Origin of the sequence: Paenibacillus sp. XY044 (assembly GCF_002257645.1) — a bacterium.
GTDB lineage: Bacteria > Bacillota > Bacilli > Paenibacillales > Paenibacillaceae > Paenibacillus_AQ.
This window is the reverse complement of the sequence record NZ_NQMO01000001.1, coordinates 979,066-999,946: the sequence shown is the minus strand read 5'-3', so window position 1 is coordinate 999,946 and position 20,881 is coordinate 979,066. Positions and strand designations below refer to the sequence as shown.

General features: G+C 51.2%; 21 protein-coding genes and 1 pseudogene. 3 read left to right on the top strand and 19 right to left on the bottom strand.

The window, feature by feature from the left end:
- Window positions 1–3: 3 nt before the first annotated feature.
- The 15 genes from CJP46_RS04775 to CJP46_RS04705 all read right to left on the bottom strand — a co-directional run bounded on the left by CJP46_RS04775 (window position 4) and on the right by CJP46_RS04705 (window position 13,355).
- Window positions 4–969, bottom strand: coding sequence for an ABC transporter permease (locus tag CJP46_RS04775; protein ID WP_094594426.1), 966 nt, complete (start codon window positions 967–969; stop codon window positions 4–6).
- Between the two features lie 231 nt (window positions 970–1,200).
- Entirely contained in the window at window positions 1,201–2,187 is a 987-nt protein-coding gene (locus tag CJP46_RS04770) for an iron-hydroxamate ABC transporter substrate-binding protein (protein ID WP_094594425.1), read from the bottom strand.
- 384 nt (window positions 2,188–2,571) lie between these two features.
- Entirely contained in the window at window positions 2,572–2,994 is a 423-nt protein-coding gene (locus CJP46_RS04765; protein WP_094594424.1) for a hypothetical protein, read from the bottom strand.
- 15 nt (window positions 2,995–3,009) lie between these two features.
- On the bottom strand, window positions 3,010–4,194 hold the full coding sequence (locus CJP46_RS04760; protein WP_094594423.1) for an MFS transporter: 1,185 nt from the start codon (window positions 4,192–4,194) through the stop codon (window positions 3,010–3,012).
- A gap of 155 nt (window positions 4,195–4,349) precedes the next feature.
- Window positions 4,350–5,108, bottom strand: coding sequence for a TrmB family transcriptional regulator (locus CJP46_RS04755; RefSeq protein ID WP_094594422.1), 759 nt, complete (start codon window positions 5,106–5,108; stop codon window positions 4,350–4,352).
- A gap of 172 nt (window positions 5,109–5,280) precedes the next feature.
- Entirely contained in the window at window positions 5,281–6,057 is a 777-nt protein-coding gene (locus tag CJP46_RS04750) for an alpha/beta fold hydrolase (RefSeq protein ID WP_094594421.1), read from the bottom strand.
- An 80-nt stretch (window positions 6,058–6,137) separates the two neighbouring features.
- Window positions 6,138–8,141 (bottom strand): Na+/H+ antiporter, encoded by a 2,004-nt coding sequence (locus CJP46_RS04745; RefSeq protein ID WP_094594420.1) that lies wholly within the window; start codon window positions 8,139–8,141, stop codon window positions 6,138–6,140.
- 160 nt (window positions 8,142–8,301) lie between these two features.
- Window positions 8,302–8,607: a spore coat protein gene (locus CJP46_RS04740; RefSeq protein WP_094594419.1), complete on the bottom strand. Its 306-nt coding sequence runs from the start codon at window positions 8,605–8,607 to the stop codon at window positions 8,302–8,304.
- A complete protein-coding gene (locus tag CJP46_RS04735; protein WP_094594418.1) occupies window positions 8,604–8,813 on the bottom strand; it encodes an ATP-binding cassette domain-containing protein in 210 nt (69 codons plus the stop codon). Before CJP46_RS04735 ends, CJP46_RS04740 begins: the two co-directional genes overlap by 4 nt.
- Before the next feature lie 33 nt (window positions 8,814–8,846).
- Window positions 8,847–9,983, bottom strand: a complete 1,137-nt coding sequence (locus tag CJP46_RS04730; RefSeq protein WP_094595069.1) for a zinc-dependent alcohol dehydrogenase — start codon at window positions 9,981–9,983, stop codon at window positions 8,847–8,849.
- Entirely contained in the window at window positions 9,983–10,369 is a 387-nt protein-coding gene (locus CJP46_RS04725; protein ID WP_094594417.1) for a spore coat protein, read from the bottom strand. Before CJP46_RS04725 ends, CJP46_RS04730 begins: the two co-directional genes overlap by 1 nt.
- 13 nt (window positions 10,370–10,382) lie before the next feature.
- Entirely contained in the window at window positions 10,383–10,628 is a 246-nt protein-coding gene (locus tag CJP46_RS04720) for a spore gernimation protein GerQ (protein WP_094594416.1), read from the bottom strand.
- A gap of 192 nt (window positions 10,629–10,820) precedes the next feature.
- A complete protein-coding gene (locus CJP46_RS04715; RefSeq protein ID WP_094594415.1) occupies window positions 10,821–11,792 on the bottom strand; it encodes a phosphotransferase family protein in 972 nt (323 codons plus the stop codon).
- Between the two features lie 199 nt (window positions 11,793–11,991).
- Window positions 11,992–12,858 (bottom strand): class I SAM-dependent methyltransferase, encoded by an 867-nt coding sequence (locus CJP46_RS04710; protein ID WP_179281034.1) that lies wholly within the window; start codon window positions 12,856–12,858, stop codon window positions 11,992–11,994.
- Between the two features lie 212 nt (window positions 12,859–13,070).
- On the bottom strand, window positions 13,071–13,355 hold the full coding sequence (locus tag CJP46_RS04705) for a hypothetical protein (RefSeq protein ID WP_094594413.1): 285 nt from the start codon (window positions 13,353–13,355) through the stop codon (window positions 13,071–13,073).
- Window positions 13,356–13,550: 195 nt separating this feature from the next.
- Between CJP46_RS04705 and CJP46_RS04700 the strand changes: the two genes are divergently transcribed.
- Entirely contained in the window at window positions 13,551–15,137 is a 1,587-nt protein-coding gene (locus CJP46_RS04700; RefSeq protein ID WP_094594412.1) for an ATP-binding protein, read from the top strand.
- Between the two features lie 125 nt (window positions 15,138–15,262).
- Here the strand turns inward: CJP46_RS04700 and CJP46_RS04695 are convergent, their stop codons facing one another.
- The 3 genes from CJP46_RS04695 to CJP46_RS04685 all read right to left on the bottom strand — a co-directional run bounded on the left by CJP46_RS04695 (window position 15,263) and on the right by CJP46_RS04685 (window position 18,857).
- Complete coding sequence (locus CJP46_RS04695; protein ID WP_373557969.1) at window positions 15,263–16,114, bottom strand: carbohydrate ABC transporter permease; 852 nt, start codon at window positions 16,112–16,114, stop codon at window positions 15,263–15,265.
- A gap of 82 nt (window positions 16,115–16,196) precedes the next feature.
- Window positions 16,197–17,054: an ABC transporter permease gene (locus tag CJP46_RS04690; protein WP_256992251.1), complete on the bottom strand. Its 858-nt coding sequence runs from the start codon at window positions 17,052–17,054 to the stop codon at window positions 16,197–16,199.
- 189 nt (window positions 17,055–17,243) lie between these two features.
- Window positions 17,244–18,857: an extracellular solute-binding protein gene (locus CJP46_RS04685; protein ID WP_094594409.1), complete on the bottom strand. Its 1,614-nt coding sequence runs from the start codon at window positions 18,855–18,857 to the stop codon at window positions 17,244–17,246.
- A gap of 201 nt (window positions 18,858–19,058) precedes the next feature.
- Here CJP46_RS04685 and CJP46_RS04680 point away from each other — a divergent pair, with 201 nt between their 5' ends.
- Window positions 19,059–19,913 (top strand): AraC family transcriptional regulator, encoded by an 855-nt coding sequence (locus CJP46_RS04680; RefSeq protein WP_094594408.1) that lies wholly within the window; start codon window positions 19,059–19,061, stop codon window positions 19,911–19,913.
- Window positions 19,914–19,976: 63 nt separating this feature from the next.
- On the top strand, window positions 19,977–20,588 hold the full coding sequence (locus tag CJP46_RS04675) for a hypothetical protein (RefSeq protein WP_256992185.1): 612 nt from the start codon (window positions 19,977–19,979) through the stop codon (window positions 20,586–20,588).
- 23 nt (window positions 20,589–20,611) lie between these two features.
- Here CJP46_RS04675 and CJP46_RS36965 read toward each other — a convergent pair.
- Window positions 20,612–20,832: pseudogene (locus CJP46_RS36965) on the bottom strand (transposase); the annotation flags it as partial.
- Window positions 20,833–20,881: the final 49 nt, after the last annotated feature.

The window sequence follows — 20,881 nt, the reverse complement described above, 5'->3', positions numbered from 1 at the left end:
CCATCAGAATAAGGATGTATTGTTAAGCCGTTTCGTAATGCTGTTGGCTCCAAGCAGCAGCCCGAGAGCGATAACGTTTTTGATTAGCCCTACCGCAGCCGCGTAGGAGTACCGGCTCTCTGCCAGACCGACGTTGTAGACGTAGACGTCAATGACGTTGCTTGACGTTTCGTTCAGCGAGTTGCGCAGCACGAGGATTTGGTCAAAGTTCGAGTTCAGGATGCCGCTGACGGCCAGAATGAACAAAATAGAAATCGTTCCTTTGATCGATGGGAGCGTAATATTCCACATTTTTTGCATCCGCCCTGCCCCGTCGATCGTAGCCGCCTCGTACAGCTCCGGAGAAACGCTTGAAATCGCCGCCAGGTAAATGATCGCCGACCAGCCGATTTCCTTCCAGATGTCGGAAGTGACGACGATGGACCAGAAATATTTGGGCTCGGCCAGGTATGTAATGGGCTGATCGATCAGGTGAAGCGCCATCAGCACCTTGTTGACGATCCCCACATCCGCCAGCCAAGTGGCGAGGATGCCCCCCAGAATAACCCAGGACAAAAAGTGCGGCAGGTATGAGATGGTCTGAATCCACTTTTTGAATATAATTGAACGGATTTCGTTCAGCAGGAGTGCGAACAGGATAGGCAGCGGAAACCCGATCGCCAGCTTCAGGATACTCATCCCGAGCGTATTTTTGATCACGTACCCGAGACTGTCGTCCTCCAGGAATTCCTTGAAATGCTCCAATCCGACCCACGGAGCGGAAGAGATCGAATGAATAATATCGAACTCTTTAAAGGCAATGATGACCCCGTACATCGGGATATAATTGAAAACAATCATCCAGGCGACGCCCAGCAGAGCCATGATCTGCAGATAGCGCTGACCCACAATTTTCCGCCACAGCTTCTTCTCTTTCGCCTTCTCGGCGGCGGGTTCCCACTCGGCTTCGATACCGGCTCTTGCGTTCATGGTCAGGAAAGCACCCCGTTTCTGAATTCTCTTATGTAAGCCCTTTCAGATTTTAATTATAGGCGGCGGTCTCTATGAAAAATAGTCTTCAAATTTTAGTTAAGGTTTCTAAATTTCAGGTAGTTTCCAGTTGTGAACATATAAAAAAGCCCCAGGGCCGACAGAAAGTGTCGGAACTGAGGCTTCCAATACTGCAGGTTCTATTCTAGAACATCACGAGTTTCAATTTATTTATTTGGCGACGTTGGACAAAACGTCATCGATGATTTGCGTATTGGCAATCGTTCCGGAATACAGCCAACTGGAATGATCGTCGAATTCATATACATGTCCTTCCTTGACGGCAGGGATGTTGGCCCATACCGGATCTTTCAGCAGCTCATCCTTCGATACGCCGCGGCTGTTTACGATAAATAGATAGTCGGCATCCATCTGCGCGAATTTTTCCATGGAAACCTGGTTCCAGCTCGCCGCGCCGGTTTTGGACAGTTCTTCTACCAGCTTAGGCTTCGCTAGTCCCAAATCATCATAGATCACCGAACCGCTGGACAGATGGTCACTTGACACATAGATGTCCTTCGCTGTGACCCAAAGTGCCGCTGCCGTATGCGTGCCGATAGTCTTCTGAAGCTGTTCTTTGGCGTCCACCGCTTTTTTATCATAAGCTTGAACGGCTTCCTCAGCTTCCTTGCTCTTACCTAGGACCTCGCCGACAGCTTTTAATTCTTCACGCCAGTTATTGCTCTTCTCTTTACCTACGACGTAGGTCGGAGCGATCTTGGAGTACTGCTCGTACTTGTCGTCCGTCGCCATGTCCGCACTGCTCAGGATGATCAGATCCGGCGTAAAGCTCATGACGGCTTCATAGGGCAGGTCGTAAGAGATTTCTGGAATGCCGTTCAGCTGATCCTGCAGGTAATACTGCACGGAACCCTTGCCAGTCGACCACTGGGCAACCGGTTTGACGCCAAGCGTCAGCAGATGATCTTCCAAATAGGATGCGATGATCCGCTTCGGATTCGCTGGCACTTTCACTTCGTGGCCGAGCGCGTCCGTCAGCACGCGTTCCTGCTTGGTATCCGCAGTGCCATTCCCTCCTGCCGCTGCTCCAGATTCGGTTGTATTTGAATTGCCGGCTTTATCGCCGCAGGCGCTGGCCAATACGGTAAAGCTCATCAGCAGCGCGAGCAAAAGCGATCCTTTAAATTTGAGTTTCATGATGATATGTCCCCTCCACTAGTTTATCTACGCTAGAGTATAGTTATTTTACGAAAACCTGTATGTATTTCTGCGATTCATCCGGTTTTGCGTGAAAATTTTCTCTTTATGTATCATAAGTGATAATGAATCTCATTATCAAGTGTTTTTTTCGTGACAGTGTCCCGCGTTTGGGTATACTTGGTATAAAATAACCAACAGGAGCGAGAATTATGAGTAGAAACGGGCGTACTGCTTATCCTTAGCCTAATGTTCATCGTATTTGTCGGAGGTCTTGTCTCTGCCGTGTAATGAATTGCCGATATTCACGTGCGGTGCCCCACTTTATCCATCATACAAAATGATCTGCCGGAGCACAAAAACGGGAGGGGTTTCCCCTCCCGTTCAGCCGGTGATCAATACCGCAAACGCTTCATACGGCCGCAGCCGCATCGTTTCGCATGGAACGGTATCCGGATAGACGGATACGATTCTTTGTCCGCCCGTCACCCCGTCACTCCGAAATGCCGCCATATCCTTGTTCATGTTCGCTACGATAAGCAATTGTTGGTTCTCCATGCTTCGTTTGTAAGCAAATACATCGGCATCTCCCGCGTCAACCAGCTCAAATCTTCCACACACAAGCAGCCGGTGAATGACAGGGTCTTGGACAAACCTCCCCAATTCTTGGTAAAAGTCTTCTACCTCTCCCCGATCGCCAACATCCGAGTCATTGATCCCCTGCATCAGCCGGACGGTCAACGCCATGCATTTGGCGGGCTCCATATTCCCCTGTTGTTCCATCGACATTCCGTTGTGCAGCCACAACGGAATTCACCTCCATCATGATGTTTCCTGAACGCCCGCTGCCGCACTGGAGGGGGAGCGGCGCTTTTTCCATGTAATCGACAGCACCGCAGATCCCAATGCGAGCAAGACAAAAACCACGCCAACCCATGCGTTGTAATACACAGACGATTCGTTAATCACGATGCCCCCAATCGCCGAGCCCAGCGCAATACCGATATGGGATGCCGAGCTGTTCAAGCTCTGCTGGATGTCCGGCGACTCCGGCGCCGCTTTGATCAGGTAGCTCTGCATCGAAGGCGAGATCGACCAGCTGAGCATGCTCCATACGATCATCACGATCAGGCAGACATACACCGAAACCGTCGATATCGGCATCAGCAGCATGGCTACGGCAAACACGCTGACAATCGTAAGAATGCTTTTCTCAGCTCCAAACCGGTCGGTGACCCAGCCCCCTGCCCCGCCGCCCAAGACGGCTGCAATGCCAAAAATAAAGTAAAACAGGCTGAGCATGGAAGGACTTAAGTGCAGCATTTCCTGCAGAAACGGCGTCAAATAAGCATACAGGGTCAGGTGACCCGTCAGCATCAAAATCGTAATCAGCTGGCCGAAAATGATTTTGCCGTTTTTCAAGGAAGCCAGCTGCTTGCGCAGCGGCACCGTCTCACTGGCAGGCGTCTTGGCAATAAATATCTTTACCGCGATGAGCGAAATGACGGCCAATATGGAAATCATGACAAACGGAGCTCGCCAACCAAAAGCGTTGCCCAGCATCATGCCCACCGGTACGCCAAGTACGAGGGAGCCGCTGACCCCCATAAAGATAACGCCGATCGCCCGGGCCCGGTACGCCGGTTCCGCCATCTGGGAAGCCATCGTGATGGACAGCACCGTGATGAGCGCCGCGCTGGCCGCCGATAAAATTCTAGCGATGACCATTGTCGTAAAATTCGGGCTGACGACCGAAAGCACATTGCCGGCAATGAAAACCAGCAGCGCGCATTGATACAACATTTTACGTTCGACCCTCGAAGCGGCCGTCAGCAGCACCGGTCCCGATACGGCAAACACCACGGAATATAAAGTGATCAACTGCCCGGCAGTGCTCACCGAAATATGAAAATCCGATGAAACCAGATCCAGCATCCCCCCGACGATCAGCTCCACCATTCCGGTCACAAAGCAGGCGATCGCCAAAATGTAAATTTTAAAATTCATGCAGCTTCTAACTCCCCTCTGTTGATATCTCTATGTTCGTCATCTGCATTTGGTTACTACTGCAATGGTAACCTATTAAAACTTAAGGATCAACCCCTATTTTTTGCATAGAAAAAAACGGATGGATCCGGATCCAACCGTTTTCGGAAGAGCATTTAATATTTTAATTGAAGCAATTCCGTCATAATCTCCTCGTCGTTCAGCAAAATATCACTGTACTTGCCTGTTATTTTCGCCAGGAGCAAATCGTGATGGAAATAGTCCGTAAACACACGCACAAATGGCTGCGACTGGGTCTTGATCGCCTGCCATGAATCATTCTCCACGCCGGCGAATACGACCTCCCGGTCATCGACGATCAGCAGCCTGAAAGGTTCCAGCATCACATGCTGCTCGCTTGGCTTCATCGGAACGATTTGAGGCAGGCCATCAGGCGTATCGCCGATTACGACGCCTTCCACCTTGACACCATCCATTTGCTTCTCCAGCAGGATAGGCAAATACCGGTGAAAATCGTCCTCCCATGCCGAAAACCGAATCGAGCGCTCCGCATTTTCCATCAACTGTTTCAGCTGAGACCCGATCGAGGTGTCTGCTTTCAAGCTCCATACATGGTCGTCGATGATCGCCTTCTGGACCTTATGCTGCTCCAGCTCCTGAATGTCCGACTGAAACTCTGCACTTAATTTCTCAATGACGAGTGATAGAGGCAGTGCGGTATACAGCTTCTTTTTTTCCGAAACCGATTCCAGCACCATTCCCTTCTCCACCATCCGGGAGATCACTTCGTATATTTTCGCCTTGGGCACGCCGGATCGCTTGACGATCATCGTGGCGTCCATGGGCTGTACTGTCGATGCCAACGCCTCGTAAACCTTGCTTTCGTATTGTGAAAATCCGAATTTATGTAACATGATTCTTCAACCCCGATTCCCTATATAAAAGTTCATTTGTCACTTACTTTCTCATATCCCGCGGGTTAAGACAACCTGATCACCGGGACTCCCCCTATCATATCGAAAAAACCCGTGCCGCGCACGGGTTCAAGGATGAATTAGTCTTGATCGTCATAATCAATGGTTGTAATCAGTCCAGCAGAAATCTTCTCACCGTCTCAATAAATCGTTCCGGTTCCTCCGCATTTGGCGCATGGCCGGAGTGTTCGAACACCAGCAATTCGGATCCCTGAATAAGCCTTTGAATTTCCTCGGCTTGTTCCGGCGGGTTCACTCCGTCGTATTTGCCGCTGATTAAGAGGGTTAGCGCCGTGACTAACGGCAAATCGGCCCTGAAGTCAAACCCTTCAAGCGCCTGATTTGCAGCTTCCTGTTCTTTTCCCGTAAGGACATGTCCTGCCTCGTTTGCTTCTCGTATCCATTTCCCTGCCAGAACCCGATTATGAAAAATATAGCGGAACATGTGCTGCTGCTTCTGCTCCTCAGTCATTCCTACCAGCTCATCCGCATGCTCGGCGTACAGCCTCACCATCGATGAGGTTAACCCGTTCGGTTTCGCGGAAACCAGTACCAGCTTTTTCACGCGTTCAGGCACCTTAATGGCCACGCCTTGTGCGATGTAACTCCCCATCGATCCACCCATTATGTAAGCCTGGTCGATCCCCATATGATCCATCCATGCAATGGTATCCCGGATATGGTCATCCAGCGAATAACGATCGGGTTTGGCCGATCTTCCGTGCCCCCGAGAATCTAGTGCAATGACACGAAAGTCCCGCTGGAACTCCAGAATTTCATTGCGGAGCGATTCGATATTTTGTCCCAGTCCATGAAGCAGAATCAGCGGGTACCCGCTTCCAGCTTCTTCATAATAAAGTCTGATTCCATGAATGATAACTTCCGGCATGACATCCCCTCCTGATCATATAACCTTATCCGATTATATAAGAAGTGTGGATACGCCAGCAATCGATCCATTGTTACAGTCTAATGCCCGACGTCTTCCTCATGGACGGTTTGCGACTCAAACAGATGCGCCTCGTGATAGTTAACGTCCAGTCTTAAATTGTTGGCCAGCGCCCGGCTGATCTCTCCAGTTTCGAACAGCCTTTGAATTTCGTTGCGCTCCGACTGGATGGCTTTTAGCTCGAGCTCCCGGCGAATAGCATCCATCTCCTCAGCACGCTCCTCTTGTGTAGCGTCCTGCGTCAGATGTAGTTCCAGCCCCCGGTAATCGGCAATAATCATAGAGATCGTATCCCGGTTGCCCCCTGTCTCCAGTCCCTTGACCCGCTCAATCGCATCCCGGATCGCTTCCAGCTTTAGCGCCTTATACGCATTCCACTTCGGGTGATCAGGCGTCATGCGGGCTTTTTTGTGCTTGCCGCCTTGAAACAGCCGGGAAACCGCCGACCATGCGACGATGAGCAGCTTCTTCACCTTCAGCCGGGTGGACAGCAGCAGTTCTACCCGCGAAATCGAGGCCTTGAACCGATCCGCCAGCTTCGGCGATATTCGCTCTTCCTCCAGCCACCGATCCGCGGTTTCCTTCTCCGCCTCAAGCGCCTCCAGCCGAATCTCCGCAGCTTCTTTCCATAATCTGTTCATTTCGGCCCGATCTCTGAATCTGCACATCTGAAGCCTGCGGGAATAAGCGGCGATCAGCTCGATGGCCTGCTGCCGGTTTTCATCATTTTTCTCCTCTTTGACCGTTCGGAGACCTGCCTCAATCACACGGATGCGTGCTTGTCTCTCGGCGTCCTCTGCGAGAGCGGGATCCACCTGTGGACCGCGGGTCAAGATGGGCAGCAGAACGCTGGCAGTGATCAGGGTCAGCAGAATGACGCCCGAACAGATGAACAGAATCAAGTCCCGTTCGGGAAAAGGACTGTTGTCGGCCAGTGTCAACGGAATGGAGAAAGCTGCCGACAGCGTCAAGGCCCCCCGGACCCCGGACAGCGCCGTCAACACGGCGGACCGGAATTGGCGGTTGGATGCCCATACCCACACAAAGCGAAGGATCATCAGTACCAGCGTAATCAGAATGATATAGGCAATGGATTGGCCGTTGTTGTATGCCTTGTCCTGCCACACGGTCCGGATGACGCCGGGAATTTCGAGTCCAAGCAGCAAAAACACGAGACCGTTTAAGGAGAACAGGATGACCGACCATGTGCTGTCAGAAACGATGCGCAGGCGCGCCGAACCCGCCTTAAAACGGTCCCGTTCGATCGCATGGGTTACGCCGGCCGCAACGACGGCCAAAATGCCGGATACGTGAAATTCCTCAGCGATCCAGTAGATGAGGAACGGTGTCAGAATGATAATCAGCATATGTAAAGTGACATCTTCCATCCCAAGCCTCCGCAGCAGCATGCGGAGCCAAATTGCCAGGAAGCCGAGCAGAGCCCCGACCACAATGCCGCCGACTGCGATCACCACAAAGCTTCCGATCGCCCGCGGCAGGGAGAAATGACCCGTGACCGTCGCGGCAATGGCAAAATTAAACGCGACCAGGCCGGAGGCATCGTTCATCAGCGCCTCGCCTTCGAGCAAACGCATGATGCGGCCCGGGAGCTTCACCCGGCCGGACAGCGAGCTGACGGCCACCGCATCGGTCGGAGACAGAATGGCCGCCAGCGCAAATGCCGCCGACAGCGGGATGGCCGGAATAAGCCAGTGAATGAATGGTCCTGCAATCAGCACGGTAGCAAAGACGAGGCCGAGGGCCAGCAGCAGAATGAACGACCGCAGCTGCCATAACTCGTCGCGAGGTGTTATTTTGCCATCATTAAAGAGGAGCGGTGCGATGAACAGAAGCAGGAACAATTCCGGGTTCAGCGGTACGTGATGCATGCCCGGTATGTACGTGACCGCAACGCCCAGCGCAATCTGGATCAGCGGAACCGGAACCGCCGGGATAAAGTGATTGATAATGTTCGATATGCCGATCAGAATAAGTAGAACGATGATCATCAATAACAGTTCCAATGTACGCACTGCCCCTTTCAGACAAACTAGTCATATGGCTAACATGCCCGGAATCAGGATAAATCATGAATAATCTTAACAAAACCGGCTGCATGACAACAGCCGGCTTTCTCTAGTCTGTGTGTGGTTATTGGTAAGCATGCTGATGATGTTCAGGAGGTTACGGCGTGGGAAAAGGTATACTCTGCGCCGTTTGAATCTGCTGCAGATCGACGCGAAACTGCTCATGCACGCTAAAGGGGTGATATAGTCCCTTGGCAATCGCATATTTGGTGATCTTCTCATGCGTATCGATCGCCTGTTCCAATTGACGTTCAAGTACTCCCTTGATTTCAGGGGTCACGCATTCCGTCACGGCCATCGCCAAATTCCGGACGCCGCTCTTGGCCGTGACCAGAAAGTCCATGGCGATCACATCGTCGGTCAATTTGTTCATGCCGGTCATGTATTCCAGTACGGGATTCATTGCAGCGTCTCCTTTCCTTTGGCCAGGATCGCAGCGAGCTCGGCCAACTGATCGGATGACATGGCGGCATCCTGCTGAAGAATAAGCTTCAGCTCAGGCTCCGTGACCAGCGCCTGCATCGTTTTGGACTTCGTCATGCAGACGGTCTTGAAGGCAGCGATCTCATGCACCTCCAAGGCTTCATGCATTGCATACGTCGGATTCATCTAGAACTTCACTCCCTCGTTTAATCAAGCTCTTTACGGCTTTAAAATAACTTTGATGCAGTTGTCCGTCTTGGTATCGAACATTTCGTAACCGCGTTTGGCTTCGCTAAGCGGGATGACGTGCGTAATGATATCGGCTACGTTGACCTTCCCGGTTGTCACCAATTCATACATGTACGGCATGTAATGGATGACCGGTGCTTGTCCGGAACGGATGTTCACGTTGCGCTCCATGATATCCCCCAGCGGGAACCCGTTGTAACGGCCGCCGTATACACCGGTAATTTGAATCGTCCCGCCCTTGCGGACCGCTTGGGACGCGATAACCATGGCGCTCATGGTGCCGCCTTGCAGCTTCAGACCGCTCGCCAGATACTCGAGATCGCTCATTTTTCCGTCCATGCCCACCGCGTCGATGACGACGTCCGCTCCTCCTTTGGTGATTTCCTTCAGGTAGCTGCCGACATTTTCATGCTGCGCGAAATTGACGGTCTCGACGTTATTGTTCTTTTTGGCATGCTCCAGCCGGTAATCCACATAGTCGACGGCGATGACCCGCTTCGCTCCTTTAAACCAGCAGAACTTTTGAGCAAGAAGTCCCACCGGACCGCAGCCCAGCACGATGACGGTATCGCCCTGTTTCACGCCCGCGTTGTCCACGCTCCAAAAAGCGGTCGTCATCGCATCGGCGATCAATGCGAGGCTTTCATCCGGCTGCTCGTTGCTTTCCGGAATTTTAAAGTGCGTGAAATTGGCGAAGGGAACCCGCAAGTACTCGGCTTGCCCGCCCGGATACCCGCCAGTCGTTCCCGAGTAACCGAAATACGCGCCCATATCCCCGTTATCATTGGAATTATCGCACTGGCTTTCCAGATGATTTTTGCAATAAAAGCATTCGCCGCAGGCAATCGTAAACGGGATGATGACGCGGTCGCCTTTCTTCAGCTTGGTAACTTCGGGCCCGACCTCCTCCACGATCCCCATCGGCTCATGCCCAATGACGTAATCCTCCTGCAGATTGGGAATCATGCCATGGATCAGGTGCAAATCTGAGCCGCAAATGGCGGTGCTGGTCAGCTTGACGATCATGTCGTCCGGCTTTTGAATCTTCGGATCCGGGACGTCTTTGACGACGACGTTCTTGATCCCTTGGTACGTAACGGCTTTCATCATGCCCGGCTTCCCTCCATATGCTCATCCGGCGTCCGGTCGAACATCCCTTTGCGCGACGTATCTTCCGGAAACAGATTCATTTCGGCGATCATGGCCGTATTTTTGGCGGACAGCTGGTCCAGCTGATATTGTTCGTGCAGCTCATACGGATGAAACCATTTTTTGCGGATCATGAGCTCGGTAATTTCCTGATGCAGGGCAATGCCCTGCTTTAACTGCTTCTTGAGAAGTTCCCTGGCTTCTGACGATACGGTCTCGGTCAGGGCAACGGCGGTATTGCGGACCCCTTCCTTGGCCCGGAGCAGAAAATCCATGGCAAATGTCATATCGGCCATTTCCGGCATGTTGAGCGAATTGATCGGATCTAACTTATCGTTGTTCATCAGCACATCACCTTCAATTTAGAATGGGAGTCGGCTCGCTTTCGGGAACCGGGGCCTGAAACGGGGCTCTTTCATAGACCGCTTTCAGCTCAGTTATAGCCTGCGTGGACTGTTCAACGTCTTTTTGCATAAGCGCCTTCAGTTCCTGGTCGAATACGATCCCCTGCATCAGCTTGGACTTTGCCGCACATAGTGTCTTGAAATTCAGCACTTCATGGAGATCCAGCGATTCGTGGGGGGCGAGTGGAAGATCCTTCACGTTTGACCTGCACCTCCTTCATTTAACATGTTTGCACGTATAGGTTATCCCCTTGCATAGGGCTTGATTCAGGCTGAGAAGCTCTCGCGGGACCATAAAATTTGCCTGCCGGGGAGTACCACGCAAAAAAGCCTCTGTACAGAGGCTTTGAGAATGACTAGGATGTGACCGGCATGGGATCTCCTAAATCATTTATTGAACGTATTGCAGAGCACACCTTAAATGGTGGTCCACGATGCCCTGGGCAAACCGCCGGTCGGGAAAACCGCGGTGAAGCAATTTTAAACCTCCTCCGATCAGAGATATATGGTGGTGCAGGCGGTAAAAGGCCATTCGATCGGGATCTAGATGTTCATGACGAAAATATCGGTAATGCTCCCCGAACCGAAACTCCAGGAAGCTGTGCTCATGTTCAATGTCGAAAAAGGTGATGCCCTCAATATCGATCAGATAGGGCTCCATATTCGAATTCACTAAGATGTGGTCCGGCCCAAGCTCACCATGAATCAATCCGTAAGATGCCCTTGGATGAATCCGCGACGACGATTCGAGTAGTACGGACATTAGCCGGTCTTGAGCAGCTGAAATCTCGGGCATATGAGGAGCGGCATAATCCAGCTGCCTGACCGCGTTGTCCACCAGCTGCTGCTGGCAGGATTGCAGGGGAGGTTGGATATGATCAGGACGCCCGGGTACCTCCCTCTCGTATCCGTGCAGCTTGGCAACCACCTCCCCGATCCGCCGAAACAGACGCTGCTTTTCCGCGGTATCCGGATGTGCGAAATAGTCTTCCGCTTTGCTGCCTTCAATACATTCCACCAGCGCATAATCAAACGCATACCTTTGGCGCTGCTGGTTAAGGTCATACATCTCCGGTGTAGCAATGCCCAATTGGGTTAATAATCGGTTGTTTGCGCCAAAAAAGTCGGCCCCATACGACCACATATCCGTACCCGAATGTTCGATTTCTTCCCGGAAATAATTCATGGTAAGATCCCACACGTACAGCATGCAGGCAAAACCGTTCTGAAAATGAAGTTTATAAACGACTTTCTGGGCCCCTCCGTTCAGACGCGTAACTGCCCTGATGGCGTAGTCCGATCCGAACACCTGCTTGGTATAATGCGTTAAATCCGATTCAGAGATATGACATGCGAATTCCATTCTGCGTTCCCCGTTTCTATCATTGGATTGCCGGCAACACCAACTATATCCCAAGTCCCTGCTGAAAATATAGACTGTTTCTTTCGGTTCTGTTATGATGTTGAATAAGGTCTGGTTACATATGGTCGTGAGCAAAAGGAGCTGTACCCGATGGTCAATGAACCTTTGGGTACAGCTCCTTTTTTTTGTTGCAGCGGGGTTATCGGACCACCGTACCAAACGTAATTTTCATGCTCGGTGCATGGGCGAACGCAATCGAAGGCGTATAGATCTGGGATAACAGATCTTCGGCAAGGTAAAGCTGTTCTGCTTCCCCAGAGGTCAACCCCCTCTCGCTCAAAGCCTGAATAGAGTCTTCCTCCGGGCCTGGGCATTCAAACAGCATATTGCCGAACAAATCCCTCGTTTCCTCGGAATCTTGTGCCGGATCGTAATAGTTCACTTTATCACTGATTCTGCTCTCGATCTGGCGCAGCCCGAGCTGCGAAAAGTAAATCGGCAGCTTCATGCCGATGTTCGCGTCCTTTCCGGTCCGCAAGGCATCTTGTTCATGCAGCTTCTGCAGGGGGCCAAGCGGCATGACTTCCGTAGATAAAACATCCGCAAAATAATAACTCGCCATTGAAGCACACCCGTGGGGCTCGTAACAAATGACTGTCCCTCCATCCTTCACGCATCCGGCCATCTTGGCCAGAAGCTGCAGGGGATTGGATCTATGCATAAGCACTGCGTGCGATACAGCGACATCAAACGCGCAGCCCGGGTCAGCCTCCTCCAGATCCGCTTGAATGAATTCCGCCTTCCAGGGCAGGTGTGCGTACAGCTCTTTGGCCGCGGCAATCTGCCTTCCTCCCGGATCGATCCCCGTATAGGTTGAGCCTTCCGGCAAATGCGGGAGCATCATCAAGCCCAGCTGCCCGAATCCGCAGCCGAAATCGACAATCCTTACCGGAGTTTCCCATTTCCAAACCGATTTGACCAAAAACGCGATGTAGTCGTCATTATAATAAAGATTCATTCTCCGGCGCAAATACCCCATCTTCTCATCCCAATCATAAGACTCCACTGCTTCACACTCCCCGAATGTTCTGGTCATCACTACTGATACACAGTCAACAATAGTGGATATTTCCAGAAAAGTATAGAGCTATATGGAGCGTGCCGAATATTTTTATAATCCCTTGTCCGAATACTGAGGCTGCAAAAGAAACAATGCCCGGCATTTCAGGATAGGTCCTGATGTGCCGGGCTGTTGCACGTCCATGTTCTTTTTATCGTTTACGAAAGATTCAACGCCAGCACCGGTACGCCGATGCCCAGGACCCACAACAGAGGAATGGAATTCACGATGACCGCTGCGGTCTTCCTCTTCTTGTAGAACACCCAGGCCATGATGGCACAAGCAATGGTGACGAGCGGATACACGCCGACCACGGAAACCAAGGCGATCGCCGTCCCGCTGATTCCGCTGTCAAACCCCATGAACGAAATTCCCCAAATCAACAGCCACGGGACAAAACATAACACATAAATAATCTGGCTGATGACAAAATAAGTCCGCATGACACTCCCCCTGCTTTTTTTCGTGCTGTTATGAAGTCATTTATACCATAAAACTTGTTTTCTCCATAGAAGAAAAAAAATCATGATCATTTTCAAGGCGACACGGAAATTCGACATTGTTTTTAGGGCCTATCCGATATAATGGCAGTAGATAAGGGCTTGCCGCATTTTACTTTTTTCCCTAGGAGCATAAACATGATCGTAAAACAGACAAGACACGTCTTAATTCCTGCCTTAACTACATTTATCATGTTATCTTCCATTCTGTTGGACAAGGCCGACAGCCTCTTCCTGCTATTTCTCTCCGGGGCAATGCTGGCGGCGGTCATGATTTTTTTTACCGAGTCCAACAGCCATTCCTTGCTTCTTCAATCCGTAAGCCTCGCCTTCTTCCATTGGAGTTCCCAGCTCAATTGGACGCAAATTATTTATTTTATATTGATTATTATGGAAACCCGGAATACCCGGAACTTGAAGTATACGCTGTCGCTGGCTACCGCTTATTCTACGATGTATACCATCATCCGGTTAAGCTATTTGCCTTGGGACCGCTACAATCTGCTGGTCTCGGTCTACGATTTGATTAGTCTTATCTTAATCGTGCTGGGGATGCGCTATTTGGTTACAACCGAAATCGAAAGAAAGCGCCTGCTGAGGCGAAACCAATTCCTCGCATCGCATGACCCTCTGACCGGTTTTTTGAACTATGACGGTTATGTCAGTGCCGTCAATGAATTGGTTGAAACGAAAAAGTCTCCTTTTGTGCTGATCCTATTGGATTTTCAGGACTTCAAAAGCGTAAATAAGGAAAGCATTCGCGGAGGAAACGAAATTTTGACGAGGATTTCCCTCATTATCCGGACTTACTTCTCAAGTGCCTTCGCCATCTCCCGATATGCCGGAGACCGGTTCGCGATGGTCATCCCGGATACCGAAGGAACGCTTGGTCAAGCCCAGGGTATTCTTGAATCGGGCAAGCTAGGCTATGAGGTTACCTACAGTACGGCAAGATTTCCCCGGGAAAGCACTACCTCGCATGACATTATTATGCTGGCTGAAGACCGATTGTTTCAGAAAAAGAGAATGCTGTGGCTGAAGCGGGAGGAAGAAATGTTCCGCAGTGAAAAGCTGAAAATCGTCGGCGAGCTTGCCGCCGGCATGGCCCATGAAATCCGGAATCCGCTCACGACCCTGAAAGGCTTCATCCACCTCTCCAAATCACAGTCATACAATATCGGGCCATGGGTCGATATCATCACCAACGAGATCACCCGCATGAACGAGCTTACGGCGGAGTTCCTGCAGTTTTCCAAACCGCATCTGGGCAACATCCGTCCCGAACCCATTTCGCATTGTGTGGAACGAGCGAGAAATTTAACCGAATCGCAGGTGACTTCGCGAGGGCACAGCATCAGCATGGAGAATGTCGGCGATTCCGTTATGGTTGAAATGGAAAGGGATAAAATCGTCCAGGTGCTCATCAATCTGGTGCGTAACGCCATCGAGGCGATGGAACAACCGGGACATATCCATATTCAGGTTCAACAAACGGATTTGGTTGTGACCATTGATGTGTCCGATACAGGCAAAGGCATCCCCGAAGATCTGCTTCCGAAAATCTTCGATCCATTCTATACGACCAAGGAGGAAGGAACTGGCCTCGGTCTATCCATCTGCCATAAAATCATCCAGGACCACAACGGCACGCTCACCGTCAAGAGCATGGAATCCGAGGGATCCGTCTTCACAATTACTTTGCCGGTGTTGACCGAAGGAGCTTAATCATCCGTTCCGGGCATCGAAACGATTCTAAAGGTCCGGTCATTATGATGATTCGGACATGACAAAGCCGCCGGGCGCACCTGCCCGGCGGCTTTGTCTATTCGTGCTGGCATGAATCCGCTCCATTAACCTTTGACGGAGCCGATCATGACGCCTTTTTCAAAGTATTTCTGAATAAAAGGGTATACGATAAGAATCGGCAGCGTGGATACGATGATTACCGCATATTTGACCTGATCCGCATACTGCTGCGCATACCCTCCGGCAGCTCCGCCGGAGCCTGCCCCTGAGGAAAAAACCTGATTGGATAACAGGATGTCCCGGAGCACGATTTGCAGCGGCTGAAGCGAATTGCTCTGAATATAAATGAGTCCGGTGAAAAAATCGTTCCAATGCGCCACCAAGTAATACAGGGCGATGACGGACACCACCGCCTTGGATAGCGGTAGCGCGATTTTCACGAAAAAAGTGAAGTGGCTGCAGCCGTCCATGGAAGCCGCTTCATGCAGTTCTTTCGGAATGGAATGCTCAAAGAACGACCTTGCGATGATCAGATTGTACACATTGACGGAAAACGGGACGATAAACACCCACATCGAATTGGTCAGGTGCAGCTGCTTCATCAGCAGATAGGTTGGGATCAGGCCGCCGTTAAAGAACAATGTAACGACAAATGCAAACATCAAAAAACGGCGGGCGCGGAACTCTTTCCGCGACAAGACGTAGGCGGCCGGCAGCGTAAACAGCAGGTTTACCGCAGTACCCAGCAGCGTGTAAATGATCGTGTTTTTATATCCGGTCCAAATGCGGGCATCCTGAAAAATTTCTTGATAGCCAAAAAAACTGATATGTTTCGGATACAGCGTTACCTGGCCGGTCGACACCAGCGATTGATCGCTGACGGAAGCAATGATGACGAAGTACAGCGGATAGGCCACGATCAGAAAAATCAGTACGCACAGGACGGTGACCAGCACGTGAAATAGAACGTCCCCAGCGCCCTTTTGCTTACGGTATGTAAGAACCAATGCTTCATGCTCCTTTCAGGGATCGCCGTCCTTACCACAGACTGATGTCCGAGAACCGCTTGGCGATCATGTTCATGATGAACAGGAAAATAAAGTTGATGACGGTATTGAACAAGCCGATGGCGGCCGAATAGCTGAACTGACTGCTGATGATCCCGATTTTGTACACATAGGTGGCAATCACTTCGGAAACCGGCAAGTTCAGCGGGTTTTGCATCAGAAATACTTTTTCAAAGCCTGTTCCCAGGACGCTGCCCATGCTGAGCACAAATAAAATGATGATCGTCGGCACGAGGGCGGGTATATCGACATAGCGGATCGTTTGCCAGCGGCTTGCACCGTCCATCTTCGCGGAATCGTACAGCTGCGGATCCACGGTGGACAAAGCGGCTAAATAGATAATGCTGTTCCATCCGCCGTGCTGCCAAATTTCCGACAGAACGTATACGGGAACGAACCCCTTGGTCGATCCCAGCAGGTTGACATCCCCGAGGCCAAACCACTGGAGCAGGTGCCCGATGATCCCCGAGTTCGGCGAGAGCAGCACGCTCAGCAGTCCGACCATGACGACGGTCGAAATGAAATGCGGCAAATACACGGTCGTTTGCAGCGTCTTCTTGGCCCGCTTCGACCTGACCTGATTGATGAGCAGTGCCAGAATGATCGGGGCAGGAAAGCTGAGTACAATCGTGGCGACACTGATGACCACCGTATTTTTCATCAGATCGGCGAACATGTAATTATCAAAAAACTGCCGGAAGTAGAACAGTCCCTGCCATTCTCCGCCGGTCAGCCCCTTGGTGAAGTTATAGTCGCGGAAAGCCAGCTGGATGCCGTACATCGGGATGTAGTTGAATATAAAAATGACGATAACCGCAGGCAAGATCATGATCCACAGCTGATAATCCCGCCTGAACGTATTTAGAACGGTCTCTTTGCGTGCTTTCGGCAAAACATCGGTCCGCTTTAATTTAGGACCGGATCGTGAAATCATGCCCGATTACCTCCTTCTGACAGCAGCGCCGCCATACCTCATTTCCGGCCCGGATGCAGCCAGGCTGCACCGGACCGTTCGTGTTTACAGCTTGCTTTTATAGTCGTCGTAATATTTCTGCATAATTTCGATATTTTTCAGAAGCCCCGTCTTTTTGCAATTTTCCACGTAGGCACCCCACTCTTTCTCCACACCGCCTTTGGTGACCCACTGCGACCATTTGGCTAAGGCCATCGGCACAAGCGCCGTGTTGGCGAGAGCCATTGTGCTGTTGTCGGCCGCGCTGTATTTAATAAACTGGTTCGGAAAGACGTCGTTGTCCTTGTCGATCGAGTCAAGCACCTGCTGCATCGGCTCAGTTTGCTTGCCAACCGATTGCATGTCCGTACCCAGCGTCAGCTTCAGCGAGTCGGCGATATACATCGGTCCGTTATCGGCCCAGGTCGACGTCCATTTCCAAGTCCCCGGATCCATGGCCTGATCCTGCGGCGGCAGCACGGCAAACGACCCATCCCCGTTGTCCTTGATGTTCGTGCCGAGCGAACCGAAGAGCACCTGCATGCTGACCTCAGGGTTGTACAATTCGTTGATAAATTTCATCGCGGCTTCCTTGTGCTTGGAGGCGGCGGACATTTGAACGGCATTTACGCCGTAATTCAGCGTGTTGTAATCGTACGACCAGGACTGCTGAACGGTGGAATCTGCCGTAAACTTCAGTGGCGCCATCGCCGTATACTGCGGACTTACCGCGTTGCCGAAACGGTCTGTGACCTCCCAGCCCCACGTAAAGCCGACGGAAGCCGTATTCCCCTTGCCCCTCGCCACCGATTGATACTTGGTATAATCCTGGGTAAACACTTCGGGATTAATCAGCCCGGCGCTGAAGCATTTGTTCAAAAACTTGACCAACTCCTTGTACCGGTCGTCGATGAAAAAGTTTTTGACTTGGCCGTCCTCCACGAAATATCCGCTCCCGCTGCCGTCGGATAACGTAATCCCTTCACTGCCCAGCAGCACGGTCGGCATAAAGTAGCCGAATGCAACGGTGCCCGTCGGGGCAAAGTCCATCGGAATCTCATCGTTCGGATCCCCGTTTCCGTTCGCATCCTTGTCTTTGAACGCCTTCAGCACATCGAACAGTTCATCCCATGTCGTGGGCATCTGGAGCCCGAGCCGGTCCAGCCAATCCTTGTTGATAAACTGCCGGGTCGCCGTATCGGGCCAGAACCGCTGATACTTGGGCAGCCCGTAAATTTTACCGTCCTGCTGCGTGGCGATGATCTTCGTTTCGGGCTTGGCGTCAAACATCGCCTTTACATTCGGGGCATACGGGTCAATCATCCCCGAGAGGTCCTGGAACAACCCCGGAAACTGGGCGAAATCCGAATCGGTAATGGAATTAACACCAACGATCAAATCGGGAATATCGCCGCTCGCCAGCATGGCGCCTTTCTTCTGATCCCAATCGGCGGACACTTCCTGCCACTCGATATCCACCCCGGCCCTCTCTTCCGCATCCTGGAGCCACTTCATGTTTTCGAATTTTTGCGTGAGCGGATGCTTCGTCATGATCGCTTTCAGCTTCACTTTGCCCCCTTGCGCAATCGGTTCCTCCGGGTCATTGCCGCCGCTGCTGCAGCCCGCCAGCAATGACGTTCCAAGCGCAAGCACGAGCACGGACGCGAGTATTTTTCTCATTCTTCATCCTCCCCTTGGGTTATATGAATCCGTTTACATAAGCTTATACTCAATCCCAGGGACACAAAATAGTTCAACGATCGAATTTGTGTCAAAAGGTTTGCACTTGCCGATGGTGCCGTTTGGTGCAATGTGATAATTTAAGGATCTATCGACCCTTCATCGGGTGGAAAAAGGTTAGAAATGGTGGTGAAACTTTAGATGGATGCCTATCAACTTCGCGTCGAGCGTCCGGTCCATATGGAGATTACCGGCAAGTTCGTTGCTCCTTCTGCGGATTGGATTCATTTAAGCCGGTACTTGATGGATTACGAGCTCATTGTCATGACGCATGGAACGCTGTACATTTCCGGAGACGATGAGACCTACGAGGTCTCTCAGGGAGAGTATTTGCTGCTCCCCCCGTCTACACGCCAGAAAGGAGCCAAGCCGTCGGACTGCAGCTTTTATTGGCTGCACTTCTCGTCTTCGCAGAACCTTCCCAAGCTGGATCTGTCCCGCTATACCCATGCACATGAGAACGGGCGGATCGTCATCCCTCAGCGCGGCACCCTGCACAATCCCGAGAAAATCATCGTCATGATGAAGCAGCTTCAAGATTCCGTGCGCGGCTACAACGAACAGACCTTAAATGATTACATGTCCACCGTCATCCTCTGCGAGCTTTACAACCAGCTGTTCTTTGAGAAGAACAATCCCGGCAAATCTTTCAAGCAAACCCAGCTGTACAACGATATTCTGGACTACATTAAATGGAGCCGGCATGAGAACATCAAAGTCTCCCAAATCGCCTCACACTTCGGCTACAACGAGAAGTACCTGTCCCACCTGTTTACAACCGTCTCGGGCATTTCGCTGAAACAGTACATTTTGCAGCAGAAAATGGAGCTGGCCAAATATCTGCTGACCGATACGAACCAGAACGTAAGCGAAATTTCCAATCAGCTGGGTTACAGTGACCCGCACCACTTCATGAAATCCTTCAAGAAAATCGTGGGGTTGACCCCGACGGAATTCCGCAATGCTTACTCGAAGCGACTGCTGTTTTATGAATGATTATTTCGCCAACCGTTTTCCATCAATTAGCATTTCAGGGTAAAATGGAACAAACGAGGAGGAATGATGATGAAACGGATGCCTTTTACTCCCCCCACCGAGCATTACGACGAACGTGTACTCCCGATCGACAAGCAGATCTGCCTGCTGCTGCAGCAGCGCAAGGAGATTTCGGAAGGAAATCCAGGTTACCCGCCTTTCGCTTACATTGATCAATGGTCGGCCGAGACAGGACTTTATGAGGACTTTTTAAAAATCCTTTTTGGGACCCTAAGATCTGACGAGTATTTCAAACCGATCGTCGAACCTGCCGACTTCCGACGGCATCTACCGGTGCTAGTTTCGCAAGAGCACGAGGGGTACTTCTTTACGCTTACTTCGGTTCGGCAATACGCCAATGCCAGCGTCGTGACCCTGTATGTGGATTGGGATGTAACGATCCCGGAACAAACCTCGACCGGCATATCGAACTTCGTGTTACATATGGGAGAGCATTATGATTGCCGGATGGACAGGGGAGGAAGCTGCTCCGGGAATGCAACCTATAACTATGTGGTGTCACCGGCGCTTCCGGACAGGCTCTCCGGTCTCGAATTCGTGTTCAGGGAGGAGATCGGAGGACCTTTCGGCGGCGAACCGACCGGGAAGGAAGTCCGGTTCGACATAGAGGAATAATCAGCCTGGTAAATGACTGATTGTCAAGCGAAGTGCGACAGTTCGTCCATGAATGCTTCGTAAAACAGATTTTCAGCCTAGACATTTACGGGTACGATTGGTTGATGAGGCGAATAGCTTTCGCTAGTTCCTCTTCCGGCACCATAGCGAAATCATGCCCTTTAGGAAAGAACTTGCGCAGCGGTCCGTTAGCATTCTCATTGGAACCGCGCTGCCAGGATGAATAAGGATCTGCAAAATAAATGAAACACATCCGGCAAAGCAATGCAATCAAATCCGTCGCAGTATGAAAA

Excerpts from the sequence above, each read along its gene's own strand:
- CJP46_RS04775 (WP_094594426.1), bottom strand. The coding sequence starts at position 969 with ATGAACGCAAGAGCCGGTATCGAAGCCGAGTGGGAACCCGCCGCCGAG.
- CJP46_RS04770 (WP_094594425.1), bottom strand. The coding sequence starts at position 2,187 with ATGAAACTCAAATTTAAAGGATCGCTTTTGCTCGCGCTGCTGATGAGC.
- CJP46_RS04760 (WP_094594423.1), bottom strand. The coding sequence starts at position 4,194 with ATGAATTTTAAAATTTACATTTTGGCGATCGCCTGCTTTGTGACCGGA.
- CJP46_RS04755 (WP_094594422.1), bottom strand. The coding sequence starts at position 5,108 with ATGTTACATAAATTCGGATTTTCACAATACGAAAGCAAGGTTTACGAG.
- CJP46_RS04750 (WP_094594421.1), bottom strand. The coding sequence starts at position 6,057 with ATGCCGGAAGTTATCATTCATGGAATCAGACTTTATTATGAAGAAGCT.
- CJP46_RS04740 (WP_094594419.1), bottom strand. The coding sequence starts at position 8,607 with ATGAATCCCGTACTGGAATACATGACCGGCATGAACAAATTGACCGAC.
- CJP46_RS04735 (WP_094594418.1), bottom strand. The coding sequence starts at position 8,813 with ATGAATCCGACGTATGCAATGCATGAAGCCTTGGAGGTGCATGAGATC.
- CJP46_RS04730 (WP_094595069.1), bottom strand. The coding sequence starts at position 9,983 with ATGAAAGCCGTTACGTACCAAGGGATCAAGAACGTCGTCGTCAAAGAC.
- CJP46_RS04725 (WP_094594417.1), bottom strand. The coding sequence starts at position 10,369 with ATGAACAACGATAAGTTAGATCCGATCAATTCGCTCAACATGCCGGAA.
- CJP46_RS04715 (WP_094594415.1), bottom strand. The coding sequence starts at position 11,792 with ATGGAATTCGCATGTCATATCTCTGAATCGGATTTAACGCATTATACC.
- CJP46_RS04705 (WP_094594413.1), bottom strand. The coding sequence starts at position 13,355 with ATGCGGACTTATTTTGTCATCAGCCAGATTATTTATGTGTTATGTTTT.
- CJP46_RS04700 (WP_094594412.1), top strand. The coding sequence starts at position 13,551 with ATGATCGTAAAACAGACAAGACACGTCTTAATTCCTGCCTTAACTACA.
- CJP46_RS04690 (WP_256992251.1), bottom strand. The coding sequence starts at position 17,054 with ATGATCTTGCCTGCGGTTATCGTCATTTTTATATTCAACTACATCCCG.
- CJP46_RS04685 (WP_094594409.1), bottom strand. The coding sequence starts at position 18,857 with ATGAGAAAAATACTCGCGTCCGTGCTCGTGCTTGCGCTTGGAACGTCA.
- CJP46_RS04680 (WP_094594408.1), top strand. The coding sequence starts at position 19,059 with ATGGATGCCTATCAACTTCGCGTCGAGCGTCCGGTCCATATGGAGATT.
- CJP46_RS04675 (WP_256992185.1), top strand. The coding sequence starts at position 19,977 with ATGATGATGAAACGGATGCCTTTTACTCCCCCCACCGAGCATTACGAC.